This window comes from Trichothermofontia sp., from assembly GCF_053493415.1.
Genome location: NZ_JBRCAD010000031.1, coordinates 1 through 13,294, shown reverse-complemented (window position 1 = coordinate 13,294; position 13,294 = coordinate 1). Strand labels below are relative to the sequence as shown.

Sequence of the window (13,294 nt, the reverse complement as noted above, 5' to 3'; positions counted from 1 at the left end):
GTAGAAAAAGAGAAAGATTTCGGCAAAGAGCCGCTCATAGAAGTAGTCATCCTTTTGGAACTGCACCTCGCCAAAGAAGACGATTCCTGGCGGATCGGTGGGTGGGGGGATGAAAACGCCGTCGATCTCAAAGCGGGGTTCCTTGACCGCGATCGTGGCGAAGCCGTAGTCCTTGGCATTGGCTGGCGGCTGGGGGAGTAGCTCAAACAGCAGTGCTGGGGACTGCTGGAACAGGCGGTAGAAAATCGAGTCGCGTCGCATGGGCAGGGGCGGATAAACGCAAGGGCAACGGTGGTCTATTCTGGCACGGGGATCGCGAACCAGGGGTACGCTGCGCGGCTTAGCCAGCGATGACACCCGCTTCGGCACGGCCTGCTGAGCATGACTACTGCGATAAAAGTGTCAGAGAGCATTCATACAGCAGGGGGGCATGGCTAGACTTAAGGGATGTCCCCCATTGGGTGTTGAGGCCGACCGCTGATGACAGATTGAGTAGACCTACAAAACTAAATCAGCTTGCAATCTCAGGTCGAGATCGCCCTGGTTCGGTTCCACGATAATCACCTCCGCTGTGCGGCGACCCCGGATCAGCCAGCCCGTCAAGGCACCTAACCCGGCTCCCCCCAATACCTCGGCAATTTCGATGACCCGATCGCCCGTAATTCCCGCAATCACTGCCGCTGCCGCTGCCCCAACGGCTGCCCCTGTCAAAATCGAGCGGGTATTAGTCCCCTTACTAATTGTTTCGCGCCGATTAACGGCGTTGGAAGTCGCCACGATCGCCTGGGCGCGATTACTGTTGCGGAGAACGATCGTATTAGCCACAAACTGGGTGCCTTCATTATTGCCAACCGGACGCAATTCCCCTTGAATCGTACTGCCCGCAGGAATCAAAATCGTCCCCATCGAAGACCGAATGTCGCTAGCCACCACCAGGTTAACCGGAGCAGTTTCCTCCGGTGTGACCACAATCCGCTCAGCTTCGGTAAAGCGAGTGGGGATATAGGTCCCAGCAGGAATACGCACCTGTGCTTGGGAAAATTGGGTCAGAAGACGGCCCTGACTAGCCGTGGATTGGGCCAAAACCGGCGCAGCGATTCCAGGCAACAGGGGGGTAGCAACTAACCCCAGACTCAGCAACCAGGCCGTTGGACGAACATAGCCAGTAGATCGCGATCGCGCCATGATTCTCCCTCTCTTCTACAACAGTGCAGGTTATCCCCATTGACGATTCCCATTGGGCTAGGTTCCTTAGCGGACCAGCAAAATGACCACCTGCATACAGCCGACAATAAAACCGAGAATCCCCCCCAGGTTCACGATCGCCTGCAACTCACTGCGCACAATCCCCTGAATCGCCAGTTCCAGGTTGCGCGGCGAAGTCGCCTTAACCCGCTCCACAATCACCTGGTCAATATTAAGGATGGGAATGACCTGCGTGACGATCGTTTCCAAATCCTTTTCCAAGTAGCGCTCCAACACCAACGCCAGTTCCGTACTAACTCCCACCAGGGAACTGCTCACCACCGTCGAGTTCCGGAGGCGATTGAGAATCAGGCTGGCAATATGTTCCCAATTGACAGATTGGGCCAAACCCTGGATCAGATCGGCCCCCTGCTCCTGGAGATAGGTGCGGACCGCTTCCCGCATCGTTTGGCGCAGTTGGCGCACCGTCGAGACCGGCAAATTTTGGAGCGATAGATTTTGCAGCCATTCCTGAAGGCGTTGGCGGATGCGTAGGGCCACCGTGAGTTCCGCAATGCGGGCGTTGCTGGCCTCCTTTTCATCCAGACAATAGGTCCGTAACCGGAGCAGGGCATTACGCACCCCAAACAGGTTGGCAACTACCCAGTAGGTGCCACTGGTCTTTTCCCGAAAGCCTTCATCAATCACATGGATATTGTGATCGGTGAGGAAATCAATCAAAACCTGACGAATGGCATCCGGCGGCAGGGCGGTCTCCAGAATCCACTCGGCCAGTTGGGCGGCTTGCCCCCGGCTCAGTTGTAACTCCAGCAAGACCTGATCAAAAATATGATTGAGTTGGGCTTCGAGGAAATCCTCGCGACGGGCCAATACCCGCAACAACCGGGGCATTGAGTCCCCTAGCAGATCGTGCAAGATCCCCGCCAGAATTTTGGCCGTTTTCTGCTCCGTATCCGATCGCACCTGCTCCAGCGCTGACAATAATAGCCAGTGGATCGCCCCTTGCACCCGCTCCGTTTGCAGCAGACGACGGGCTAGTTTTTGTAATTCCTCCGGCGTCAGCAGTGACCCCATGATCGTGTCCGAGATCCGCTTCGCAAGGCGCTCCTGGTTACTGGGGATCAGCCCCGGAGTAAACGGCACCCGCCACTGCCCCACGTAGAGGGCACGGTAGGGCCGGAAGAGCATTTTGATCGCAATATCATTGGTGAAGTAGCCAATGATGCTACCCGTAATGGGTGGGACCAGATAAATCCATAGGTTGGCGAGGTTCAAGGCAGTTCTACACGCAATCTGCTTCGATCTTAAGCCGTTCAGGTATCGGCGGGGGGGGGGCAAACCTAACCTTCTACCCCATCATCCGTGGCCACTGGAGTTGGGACCAAGGGAATGCGATCGACGGGCCAGCCTAATCCCGTAAAGTCCTGCGGAATTTGCGCCGTTGGGTACGGTTCCAAAGCCGCCAACTCGGCCTCCGGCGTTAGCAACACCTGCAAAACCGCCAGGGGTACCTGGGTCATCAGGTTAGCCAGCGCAAACGCCCCGATCGCGATCGCCAGCCCGACCCCATGCCAACCGGCGGGGAGAGGACTCGCCCCACTCGCGAGGGGAGCCAAACGGTACAACTGCCAGATGATGCCAGACCAGACCAACGGTACTGCCAGGATGACAAGGTAATTGCGGCGATCGGACATCTGGCGCAGAATTTGCCGCTGGGACACCCCCAACTGCCCAGCCCGAACCACCAGGCCCGGAATGCTAAAGATATAAAACGGGCGCAGCAACTGCATCACCGCCGGGAGGACACCGCTCACACCCGCGACAATCCCCACTTCCAGGGGGACCGGGAGGACGGGTTCCCCCGTAGCCAACCCCAACCAGCCCAACTCTAGCCAGATGGGCACGGCAGCCAGCCCGGACAAATGAATCCACAGAAAGGGGTCTGATTTAAACACCGACTTCAATACAGACATTTCGCCATCCTAAATGATTAGCTTAATCATGGAATGATTAAGTTTAGCCTGGGGCCTCTACAGCCGTTCCCTCGCCAACGAAGTACTGTCAAGCCTTACGAACAAAGGGCTTAAGCCCCTAGCCTGTACCTCATCGAGTATGGAAGTGCTGTAGTGCGGCGCATCATTAATCATCTAACGCTTGTAGAGCTGGCTCCAGTCCATTGTCAACTTAATTTCGGTAGGTTAGGTCAAACGCAGTTTTTTGGGACCTCTTTTAGCCACGATCATTCTCCTCCTGTCAACTTAAGTTCAGTAGGTTGGGTCAAACGCAGTGCGCCCCAACAAGGTCAGTCAACAAGCTGAGTAAATGGGTTGGGTCTCGCAGGCTCAACGCCAACCTACAGCAGCGACTCAAGTCGCTCCTACCAACGTTGTGAAACTGTATGTTTACTGTATGTTTACTGTTTGATGTTGACTGTACGATCGCCAGCGTGCAAGGGTTAGCCTTCCCGTGCCGAGGTTGAGGTTAACTGATTTTCGAGTTCAACTAGCCGCTGCTTCAGGGGTTCAATTTGGGCCAATTGGGCCTCGATCGCCGTCAGGCGTTGGATGACATCGGGGGCAACCTCGCGATCGCCAGAGGCTGGGGGGGCGGCAACGGGCTGAAGCTGGTCAAGTTGTTTGAGGACCTGCTCCACACGCAACTCCTGGGCCGAACTCACCATCCCCATCGCACTTTGGGCCGCCTTCAATTGACGATAGATGGACCACTGGGCTAGCCAGCCGCTCTCATCCACCATCGGCTGATCTTGGGACGTAAATTGCAATTGATATTCCGCCTGCCGGTAGTCGGGATGGGTGCGTTCGTAGCGTTTGACAACCAGGTAATAGGGAAATAGGCGTGAGACCACAAAGGGATCAACAAAACGCAAGAAGCGCTGGAGGGCCGCAGCCGCCGGAATCGGAAAGGGCGCATAGTGCTGGTTCACAAACCAGTCCATGTGGGCGATCGTGGCGGCCAAGGTATTGGGATCAGGGGTCGTCCCAAAGACCACAGCATTGCAGGTTTTATCAAACAGATTCTCCAGCAAAACTGCGTTATATTCCGCCATACAGACCAACTCCCGTGGGCCTTCGGGTTGCCAGGGTAGGTGTTCACAGGCCGCGACAATGAGGTGGACCAGATCGTGGGAGGGTTCCGTATTCGTAGTGCCCTGAAACTCACTCACAAAATCATCGCAGGCAAATACCTGGGCATTCGGCCCCCATTGGAAGCGCAAATGTTTAACAGCGGCATTCGCAGTGGTGGTCATCGTCGCCGCAGGCAGGGGCGTGGCTGCGATCGGAGAGGTTGGGGCTAGGGCATTCATCACCATTGGCAGCTACGGGCATAGCGGGGCAAGCGATCGCGATCACAGTAAGGGCCAGATAATCGCGCACAATTTATGTAGAGCTTAACCCAAGTTAGCGAATTCGGGCACCGTTCGCTAGGGAGAATCCACTAGGCAGCGTTAGTTAGGCCATACCGGCTAGATCCTACTCCTGTGGCCAAGATTGCCGCCCGACATCTCTCTTGGGGATGAGGCAATTAATACATTAGGTTCTCTATCCTAGGAGAGAGTTGGAAACATTACACGTTCCTAACGTTATGGGTCATGCGTTGCTATTGAGGGAAGGGACAGGGGGTATCATGGCCCATTGGCCAAATGTTATGCAATCCTAAAGAGTTCGTGAGGAATTGTGGTGCAGGCTTCTAGCCTACGCGGGCAGGATGCCCACCCCACGCTCATCAATCACCTGAGATTGCTATAGGAGGTGAGTGCCTGGTGACCAATCAGCGGACAAACATTTTTGCTTTTGCACCGTAACTGGTGCATCGTTAATGTATCCACCCTTACCCAACCACCCCTTTCAAAAAAACCGTTAAAACACCTGAATCTACCCAGTTATGACAACATTACAAGCCATGCAAGATACTTCCTTCTCCCCAGAAACACTGGCCCCAACCGTAGCGCGGCCCTTCCTCACCTGGCAGCGCCTCATTGATTGGGCACAAGGTCACTATCGTTGCCGGGTGTTTAGCAAAGACGAACGGATTCCGGCCCGCCCTGGTCTCCTCTATCTGGTCGAACGGGGGACGGTGCGGTTAGTGGGCAATACCCAACTGAAAACACGCAAACCCACCTCCCTAGCCCAACAATCGGAGTTAGAAGATGCTTTCCTGGGCTTTGTGGGGGCAGGTGAACCCTTTGAGATCCTCGTCCAGTCGCCCTTTACCCTCCAAAGTTACGCCCATGTCGATCAGACCAGTATCCTCTGGATGTACTGGCACGAAATGGACAATTGGCCCCACTTCCGACGAGAAGTCATGGAAGCATTCCGCTATCAGCATCAGCGCAAATTGCTGTGGCTGAGCGCCCTAGGGCAACGTCGGACAGCCGATCGCCTCTTGGGGTTACTGACCCTGTTGATTGAAGAATACGGCGAAGCCCATGAGTACGGTTACTGTTTGCCGTGGCCCCTCACCCATGCCCAAATTGGCAGCGCGATCGGTTCCACCCGTGTGACCGTGACGCGCCTCATGGGTAAACTTCGGCAACGGGGACTGATTCGGGTAGACAATGATAATTTGATTTGTTTACCACCTGAAACCCTCAAGCTGCGGGTCTCTTCCTGATTAACCACCAAGACACGAAGACCACACCGTTCGCACCAAGTCTTAGTGAACCTTGGTGTACTTAGTGCCTTAGTGGTTAGCCAATGAGTAGCGAGCCAATGAGTAGCGAAATGAGTAGCGAGCCAATGAGTAGCGAGCGAACACAGACTGTCAACCCCTTGAAAACTCAGATATTCTCCCCAAGAATCTGGTATTTAGCACGTTGAGGCTGGCCCCAGATCACGGTTTCCTGCTTATAAAGCACCATACCGGGTTTAGCCCCCTTCGGTTTATAGACATGGCGCGGCTCGGTGTAAATGACCGGCACCCGATCGCTCTCCCGTGCGCGGCTGTAGTAAGCTGCCAAATCTGCCGTGAATTGCAAATCCTGATCGTCAGGTACCGCCCCCGGCTTTAGACGCAGCAGGACATGACTGCCGGGAATTTCCTGGGTATGGAACCAGAGATCATACTCATTTGCCCAACGAAAAGTCAGGGAATCATTTTGGCGATTATTGCGACCAATGAACACATCAAAGCCTTGGGGGGTTTGGTAACGATGACAGTCGAGGTTAGCCATACTGTCACTTCTACTCGCGGCTTTATTAGCAGCACGGGCCTGCCGACTAACGGCCAGGGGATCGTCAAGATAGCCCTGTTGAATTAATTCATCCCGGACTTCCTGCAATGCCTGAAGATCTGCCGGGGTTGCCTGGGTCATTTGGGCCACAAGCGTTGCCACCTGCTCCAGATAGGCCCATTCCATTTGATCAGCCGCTAACAGCGGGGCGATCGCCGTGCGTGCCCGTTTTAGCTTCTGGTGTTTTCGGTACAACTTCTGGGCATTCTGAACCGCCGACTTTTCCGGATCAAGGCCAATCGCCACGGGCTGCCCCGTCCTAAAGTCCGCAAGGGTGATCGTCTGCATCCCCGGTTGCCACTGGTGTTGATAAGCCATCAACAAATCCGCCTGCTGGCGATAGTCTTCGGCCCGATCGGACTCTTCTAAACGGGATTGATAACTAGAAATCTTCAGGGCCAGTTTTTGTTGGAGATTGCTCAGTTTTTGGTTAAGGCGATGCTGGAGTTGCTGAAATTCCTGCCGATCACGATGGGTGGTGTAGTAGCGATCGAGGAGTTCCTGGACGGAGGCCACGGGTTCCTGGAGCTGCCACCCCAAGACGGTATAGCCAGTCTGCGTGAAACCGGGGGTAAAGGCTCCGGTTTGTAAGCAACGTAACCAGGTTTGCCATTGGGTAAATAGGGCTTGCCACTCGGTTGTTTTTAAGCCTGCCGTGGCACAATCAGGCGTCAGCCCAGCCGCCTGAATCATCGCGATCGCTAACGGCGAACTTAGCCCCCGATAGGTTTGCAGCAGGTTTTGTTTCAAGGATTTTGGGACTAAACTCAGGCGTTCCTGCCAAACGGTCAACGGCTCCTCTAGACGGGGAATCGTACCCATGAGGGCAGGGGGCGGTTCATAGGGTTGGCCTGTTTGGATCGGACGGATGCGGGATTGCTGGCTGCTGACCTGGTGCGCAGCGGTAACGATGGTATTCTCCGCATTCACCAGCAGGACATTGCTGTATTTATTCATAATCTCGCTGTAGAGATGCCAAACGATCGCATCCCCAGGACGACGGGCAAATTGGAGATCAAGCACCCGCTCCCAGGGGGCGATGGTGACGATATCAACCAGGGCTAGTCCTGATAATTGATGCCGCAGTTGTTCACTAAAAGTAAACGTATCTGGCAACCGGGGGGGAGGTTGCCCCAAACAGATGCGGGCGGCTTGGGGATGCCAGGACAGGCTCAGCCAGCCGCGCCGATCGAGGGTCCGCAGGGCCAGTAAAATCGTGTAGCGATCGCACTGGTAGACTGTCTCCAAACGGGCAGGCACCCAATCCCGGCGGAGTTCCTGACAGGCAGCAGCTAAGGTGGTGAAGTCAACGGCTTGCAAGGGGCAAATTCTTGTAGGCTAAGAAAATTATCGATACTATGGGACGTATCAGCGTTATCCCTGAGCTAACCGCTCAGTCAGCCGTATGGCCATGCGACTCATCAACATCGGCTTTGGCAATATCGTTGCGGCTGATCGGGTGGTGGCGATCGTAAGCCCAGAGTCGGCTCCCATTAAGCGTATCATCAGCGATGCCCGCGAACGTGGCCAATTGGTCGATGCTACCTACGGACGTCGCACCCGTGCCGTCCTCATTGCCGACTCCGGCCACATCATTCTCTCGGCCATGCAACCAGAGACGGTCGCCAATCGGTTCCTGATGCCGAAGGATGTCCCTGAAAAAGGTTAGGCAAGGTAAAGGGTTAGTCGCGCCGACGTGAGGCTGACCGTCAAGCCGCTCACCTGCCGCCTGAGGGGACTTGCCCGCCGACCTTTGAGTTTCTCGAAGAAGTTGATTAAACTTAAGCAATATCGGTTGTATCGCGCTATACAGGATAGCTTGGGAGTATGGGGGCAGGTAAATTAATCGTCTTCACGGGACCCAGTGGGGTTGGCAAGGGCACCCTATTGGCGGCTTTGCGACAACTACATCCTGAACTGTTTCTGTCGATTTCGGCTACCACACGATCGCCCCGACCGGGGGAAATTCACGGTCAGCACTATTACTTCGTGAGCCGTGAGGAGTTTGAGCGCATGGTGGCCCAAGGGGAGCTACTGGAATGGGCCGAGTTCGCAGGCAATTATTACGGCACCCCCCGGAAAGCCGTGGAACGCCACATCCAAGAAGGCCACTGGGTGGTCCTCGAAATTGAATTAGAAGGGGCGCGGCAGGTGCGGCGATCGTTCCCCCATGCGCTACAAATTTTCATCCTGCCACCCTCGCTTGAAGCCTTAGAGCAGCGGATTCGCCAACGGGGCCAAGATCCAGAAGCCGCGATCGTGCGACGGCTCCAACGGGCCAGAGAAGAGGTAACCGCCGCTGGTGAATTTGATGTGCAGATCGTCAATGATGATTTGACCCAGGCACTCCAAGCTTTGGAATCTGCCTTGTTTGACCCCATTCCCTGCTAGCCAGTCTTGTGGGATAGCCGTCTCGGCTGTCACTGCTTAAGGAAATAGCCATCCATCTGGCTATTATTCGCCTGCTTCGCCACCAGGATTTATCTGCAATAGAGAGGTCAGTTAACATGGGATTCTCTTACGGAGACGCGGCACGATCGTGGCATCGTTTAGTTGTATGTTGCCTCTCCTGCGGCTTAGCCCTCTGGCTAGGGCTAACCGGGACGATCGCCCCTGCCCTAGCCTTGGGCGGTCCCCTGCCCCCCATCGATCAACCGGCTCCCCTGTTCACCTTGCCCACCAATACGGGTGAGGGCGAAATTTCCCTGGCGGACTATCGTGGCCAGTGGGTGGTTCTCTACTTTTACCCAGCGGATTTTACGGCGGGCTGCACCCTGGAAGCCCAACGGTTCCAACGGGATCTCCCCCGCTACCAAGCCCATCATGCCCAAATTCTGGGGGTCAGCGCGGATGATGTGGCCTCCCATGCCGATTTCTGTGATGCCGAGGGCCTGAAGTTTCCACTGTTGGCCGATGTGCAGGGAACGGTCAGTAAAGCCTATGGTTCCTGGTTGGGTTACCGTTCCCTCCGGCATACCTTTATTATTGATCCAGCCGGCATTCTCCGGGCAGAATTCGTAGCCGTGCGGCCTGCCATCCATAGCCAGGAGGTTTTGGCCACGTTAGAAGCCTTGCAAGCGGGTGTTCCCCCTTCTTAAGCGCGATCGAGCGCCCAGCTTAGCCCTAGCGAAGTTTCTCCGTGTGCTGAACCAAACTTTGCGCAAACTGATCAAAACGCTGTTGCAACCCGGCATCTAGCAACTTGCCATCCTCATCAAACGCTTTCCAGGCTTGCCCGATCGCAATTTGTTCGGGAATGACCCAGGCATGAACCCAGCGCATGATCACGCGCAAATCGTTGAGCGCATTGCTATTGGCTTGGCCTCCCAACACACTGATCAGACCCACAACTTTACCGGATAGGTGCTCAAAACTCATTAAATCCAGCGCATTTTTCAGTACCCCACTCGCACTCCCGTGATATTCCGGGGTTGCCAGAATCAAGGCATCGGCCCCTTGGACCGTCTGCCGCAGGGTTTCCACATCGGGGTAGTCGGGATACGTCTGGCTCCCATCGCAAAAGGGTAACGTGAGCGATCGCAAGTCCAAAATCTCCACCGATGCATCCAAGGCCGCCACCCGCTGACTTGCCAATTGCAAGGCTTGGTAGCTATGGGCGTTCGGGCGGAGACTGCCACCAATACCAACTACCTTAATCATGAACTAGGACTCCCTCAGTAATGAATGCCTCATGCCGCTACGCCCCTAGTCGTTCCGGAGCAGGAAACATGAAGATTTACAATAAGTCGTACTCATTACGACTACGCTTAGTCTAGCGAATCCGTTCCGATTTCGGCAACTGGGTGGCCAAGGTGGGGACCTCAGGTCAGGCGATCGCCCATGCGGACTTACCAAGGGCTACTAATCAGCGTGAATCCGGCCCAGTAGTAGGGTGCTGACAGATCGCCAATGCGTTGATCTTGGAGCGATTGGGGCAGGGGTACCGCCCCCCGCGACAGGAGCAGTTGATCGCCTTCGGCCCGGACTTCTCCCCGCAACATTCGGAGTTGGGCCTGCCGGAGCGCTGCCGCCTTGGTAGAGGAGGTGCCCAGTTGGCGATAGAACTCACTCATGAGGACCAGGGTTGCCTTGTCATTGACATTCCACAGGCTAGCCAGGGCGGTTTTGACCCCGGCCTTGAGGGCTAAACCGGCAAACCCCAGTTCCGCCTGATCATCCCCGATCGCGGTGCGACAGGCACTTAGCACCAGCAGTTCGAGGGGCGGATCGTTCCAGTCCACTTGCCGGGCTTCGGTCAACCGCAGTTGGCTATCCCAAAACTGGATATAGGATTGGTCGGGTTGACCGGGTTGGAAGGCGGCATGGGTGGCGAGGTGAACCACGGTGGGGCGTTGGGTCGCCAGCAGTTGCCGGAAATGGGGCAAGGTAAAGGCTTGATTGAGGAAGGATTCTCCCTGCCAGCGGGCCTGGGGGGGGCGTCCCGATCGCAGTTCCCAGAGGATATTGGTGAGTTCCGTGGGAACAGCGGGGAGGGGAGGCTGATCCTGAAACTCGGCAGCCCCCATTGCCAGAATGGTGCCGCCCTTCAGTTCAACATAATCCGTATCAATTAAATTAAAGGCCGGAATCCGCGTGACGTTATATTTTTCAATTAAAAAGTATTCCCCATCGTGGAGAGCGGCCAAGGGTAAACTGCGTACCCCATTTCCCAGGCAAAACAACAGGGTGTCAATCCCTTCTGCGGCTAAATAGTCGTCGGCATAGGGCGCAATGATCCATTGGTAAAGTTGTTGCGCCGCTGTCAGGCTGCCCTGGTTCGGGGAACTGTGGGTCTCCAGGTGAAACCGGTTCACCATGCGCCGTAGGGTCGTATCCGGCACGTCATACAAGTCACGGACGATCGGCTCTCCTTTCGCTGTCAGCAGCACTAAGTGGAGGTGATCGCCACGGGGAATGACCCAAAGGACAGCGGCTTTGGTCCCTGTGGCCTGGTCTAGTTGTGCCAGGGTTTGGGCGATCGCCTCCGGGGGTTGGTTGACCGCCGCCAAATCTTTACCGAAATAGGTCTCAAATTCCTTTTCCAAGCCCTGTTCCATTGCGAGAACTTTTTCACTCAAGGTCTGTGACCAAGCGGGAAGCGCACTGCTACTCCAAAGTGCCAGGGTTGTCGCCACCCCAACGCATCGGGCTAACCAGCGGTGGGTGCAGGACGGGGCGGCATGACGAGGATTCCCGGTGGGCGGTTGCCAATTGATCATTATTAAGTTTCTCCCTTGAATAAATCTTGTAAAGAAATCAGGATTTCTACGGAAAAATTTAGCTTTCCTGAAAGCCATTAAATTGACCTAAATGTCAATTTAGGTATTTTGACTATCCAATCTTGTGGTGATCATCTTGCTTGAGGACAAGTCTAAGAAAATTATAAAATGAAAAGCTCAACTATTCGATTAGTCCTTAAATTGTTCCTGCAATAGGTCGGTTGCCTGGGCAGCGGGTAGGGGTTTAGCCCAGAAGTAGCCTTGCCCAAAATCACACCCTAGCGATCGCAGGTGATCGGCATCGACCTGGGTTTCTACCCCCTCTGCCACCACATCCATGCCCAAGGTATGCCCCAGGTCAATAATCATGCGCACGATCGCCGCATCTTCAGGGCTTTGCCCCATTTTTTGGACAAAGGATTTATCAATTTTGAGGGTATCCACCGGGAAGCGACGGAGGTAACTGAGGGAGGAATAACCGGTACCGAAATCATCTAGTCCTAACTGGCAACCCAGGGCTTTCAACCGCAACATGCGATCGATCGCCGTCTCAATATCCCCCATCACCATACTTTCGGTAATTTCAAATTTGAGGGGAAAACCCGCAACCCCAGTTTCATGGATAATGACCGCGAGTTGTTCCGTGAGATCTGGCTGCTCAAACTGGCGACTAGAGAGATTGATACTGAGGACCAGGGGGCGATCGGGGAATAGGGTTTGCCACTGGTGCGCTTGCTGGCAGGCGGCTTGGCAAATCCATGCACCGAGGGGAATAATTAATCCGGTTTCTTCGGCCAGGGGAATAAACGCAAGGGGAGGGACAACCCCCCTACGGGGGTGTTGCCAACGAATCAAGGCTTCAAAGCCAACGATCGTCCCGGTGCTGAGGGCAATCATCGGCTGGTAATATAGGACAAATTCCTGGGCAGCAATCCCTTGGCGCAGTTCGCTCTCCAGGGTCAATTGCTCAACAACCGCCTGTTGCATCCCGGTGGCAAACACTTCGTAGCAGGTTTTGCCCAGGGATTGGGCGCGATACATGGCCGTGCGGGCATCGCGGAGTAAATTCTCCGGCGTGTACTGGTAATCAGCTTGGGACAGGGCAATCCCGATCGGGGTTGTGAGGATCACGGATTTCTGGGGCAGCACCAACGGTTCCGTCAGGCTGGCCTGGAGACGCTCGGCCAGGGCAGTCAAGTTGGCTTGGGTGCCGGGTAGGTAGACCGCGAATTCCGCTGCCCCTAGGCGAGCGATCACCGAGGCTCGCGGTAGCACCGTCCGCAGGCGGTTTACAAACTGGCGGCATAGGCGGTCGCCCCCGTCCCCCTCCAAACTAGCCTGGAGACGCTCGAAGCGAGCGATCGTTAGGACTAAAACCCCCCAAGGCAACGATTCAGGCTGGTGAGATGGGCGGGCTAGCGATCGCCCTAACCGGTGGATAAAGGCATCGGCATTAAGCAGCCCCGTGGCCCGATCGTGGGTGGTGGTATAGCGCAGCCGTTGGGCCATCACCACCCCCATTGTCCCCAGGAACCCCAGGATCGGCCCCGTGATCGGAATCCAGATGAGGTGATTAAAGAGGACCGCCCCAATCCCCCCGATCGTCCCTACCCCCAGG

At 55.5% G+C, this 13,294-nt stretch carries 13 protein-coding genes; 4 read left to right on the top strand and 9 right to left on the bottom strand.

Annotation, left to right across the window (positions count from 1 at the left end):
- The 5 genes from ACWIUF_RS03030 to ACWIUF_RS03010 all read right to left on the bottom strand — a co-directional run.
- Positions 1-261, bottom strand: a 261-nt coding sequence (locus tag ACWIUF_RS03030; RefSeq protein ID WP_448570724.1) for a DUF2887 domain-containing protein, incomplete at its 3' end; no start/stop codon positions are given.
- A 237-nt stretch (positions 262-498) separates the two neighbouring features.
- Entirely contained in the window at positions 499-1,185 is a 687-nt protein-coding gene (locus ACWIUF_RS03025; protein WP_448570723.1) for a hypothetical protein, read from the bottom strand.
- A gap of 66 nt (positions 1,186-1,251) precedes the next feature.
- The gene (locus ACWIUF_RS03020; protein ID WP_448570722.1) at positions 1,252-2,481 is read right to left on the bottom strand and encodes a DUF445 domain-containing protein; all 1,230 of its coding nucleotides are present in this window, start codon (positions 2,479-2,481) and stop codon (positions 1,252-1,254) included.
- A 65-nt stretch (positions 2,482-2,546) separates the two neighbouring features.
- Positions 2,547-3,179 (bottom strand): low-complexity tail membrane protein, encoded by a 633-nt coding sequence (locus tag ACWIUF_RS03015; RefSeq protein WP_448570721.1) that lies wholly within the window; start codon positions 3,177-3,179, stop codon positions 2,547-2,549.
- Positions 3,180-3,661: 482 nt separating this feature from the next.
- The gene (locus ACWIUF_RS03010; protein WP_448570720.1) at positions 3,662-4,537 is read right to left on the bottom strand and encodes a hypothetical protein; all 876 of its coding nucleotides are present in this window, start codon (positions 4,535-4,537) and stop codon (positions 3,662-3,664) included.
- 572 nt (positions 4,538-5,109) lie between these two features.
- On the opposite strand from ACWIUF_RS03010, the gene ACWIUF_RS03005 reads away from it, so the two are divergent.
- Complete coding sequence (locus ACWIUF_RS03005) at positions 5,110-5,838, top strand: Crp/Fnr family transcriptional regulator (protein WP_448570719.1); 729 nt, start codon at positions 5,110-5,112, stop codon at positions 5,836-5,838.
- Between the two features lie 166 nt (positions 5,839-6,004).
- Here the strand turns inward: ACWIUF_RS03005 and ACWIUF_RS03000 are convergent, their stop codons facing one another.
- Complete coding sequence (locus ACWIUF_RS03000) at positions 6,005-7,777, bottom strand: Rqc2 family fibronectin-binding protein (RefSeq protein ID WP_448570718.1); 1,773 nt, start codon at positions 7,775-7,777, stop codon at positions 6,005-6,007.
- A gap of 85 nt (positions 7,778-7,862) precedes the next feature.
- Between ACWIUF_RS03000 and remA the strand changes: the two genes are divergently transcribed.
- The 3 genes from remA to ACWIUF_RS02985 all read left to right on the top strand — a co-directional run bounded on the left by remA (position 7,863) and on the right by ACWIUF_RS02985 (position 9,555).
- A complete protein-coding gene (remA, locus tag ACWIUF_RS02995; RefSeq protein WP_448570717.1) occupies positions 7,863-8,126 on the top strand; it encodes an extracellular matrix/biofilm regulator RemA in 264 nt (87 codons plus the stop codon).
- Between the two features lie 158 nt (positions 8,127-8,284).
- On the top strand, positions 8,285-8,848 hold the full coding sequence (gene gmk, locus ACWIUF_RS02990; RefSeq protein WP_448570716.1) for a guanylate kinase: 564 nt from the start codon (positions 8,285-8,287) through the stop codon (positions 8,846-8,848).
- A gap of 116 nt (positions 8,849-8,964) precedes the next feature.
- Positions 8,965-9,555 (top strand): peroxiredoxin, encoded by a 591-nt coding sequence (locus tag ACWIUF_RS02985; RefSeq protein WP_448570715.1) that lies wholly within the window; start codon positions 8,965-8,967, stop codon positions 9,553-9,555.
- Positions 9,556-9,580: 25 nt separating this feature from the next.
- Here the strand turns inward: ACWIUF_RS02985 and ACWIUF_RS02980 are convergent, their stop codons facing one another.
- From ACWIUF_RS02980 to ACWIUF_RS02970, 3 genes are all read right to left on the bottom strand, one after another.
- The gene (locus ACWIUF_RS02980) at positions 9,581-10,117 is read right to left on the bottom strand and encodes an NADPH-dependent FMN reductase (protein WP_448570714.1); all 537 of its coding nucleotides are present in this window, start codon (positions 10,115-10,117) and stop codon (positions 9,581-9,583) included.
- Between the two features lie 188 nt (positions 10,118-10,305).
- On the bottom strand, positions 10,306-11,676 hold the full coding sequence (locus tag ACWIUF_RS02975; RefSeq protein ID WP_448570713.1) for a CHAT domain-containing protein: 1,371 nt from the start codon (positions 11,674-11,676) through the stop codon (positions 10,306-10,308).
- A gap of 189 nt (positions 11,677-11,865) precedes the next feature.
- A partial coding sequence (locus tag ACWIUF_RS02970; RefSeq protein WP_448570712.1) for a putative bifunctional diguanylate cyclase/phosphodiesterase occupies positions 11,866-13,294 on the bottom strand: 1,429 nt, incomplete at its 5' end.

Excerpts from the sequence above, each read along its gene's own strand:
- ACWIUF_RS03025 (WP_448570723.1), bottom strand. The coding sequence starts at position 1,185 with ATGGCGCGATCGCGATCTACTGGCTATGTTCGTCCAACGGCCTGGTTG.
- ACWIUF_RS03015 (WP_448570721.1), bottom strand. The coding sequence starts at position 3,179 with ATGTCTGTATTGAAGTCGGTGTTTAAATCAGACCCCTTTCTGTGGATT.
- ACWIUF_RS03010 (WP_448570720.1), bottom strand. The coding sequence starts at position 4,537 with ATGGTGATGAATGCCCTAGCCCCAACCTCTCCGATCGCAGCCACGCCC.
- ACWIUF_RS03005 (WP_448570719.1), top strand. The coding sequence starts at position 5,110 with ATGACAACATTACAAGCCATGCAAGATACTTCCTTCTCCCCAGAAACA.
- remA (WP_448570717.1), top strand. The coding sequence starts at position 7,863 with ATGGCCATGCGACTCATCAACATCGGCTTTGGCAATATCGTTGCGGCT.
- gmk (WP_448570716.1), top strand. The coding sequence starts at position 8,285 with ATGGGGGCAGGTAAATTAATCGTCTTCACGGGACCCAGTGGGGTTGGC.
- ACWIUF_RS02985 (WP_448570715.1), top strand. The coding sequence starts at position 8,965 with ATGGGATTCTCTTACGGAGACGCGGCACGATCGTGGCATCGTTTAGTT.
- ACWIUF_RS02980 (WP_448570714.1), bottom strand. The coding sequence starts at position 10,117 with ATGATTAAGGTAGTTGGTATTGGTGGCAGTCTCCGCCCGAACGCCCAT.
- ACWIUF_RS02975 (WP_448570713.1), bottom strand. The coding sequence starts at position 11,676 with ATGATCAATTGGCAACCGCCCACCGGGAATCCTCGTCATGCCGCCCCG.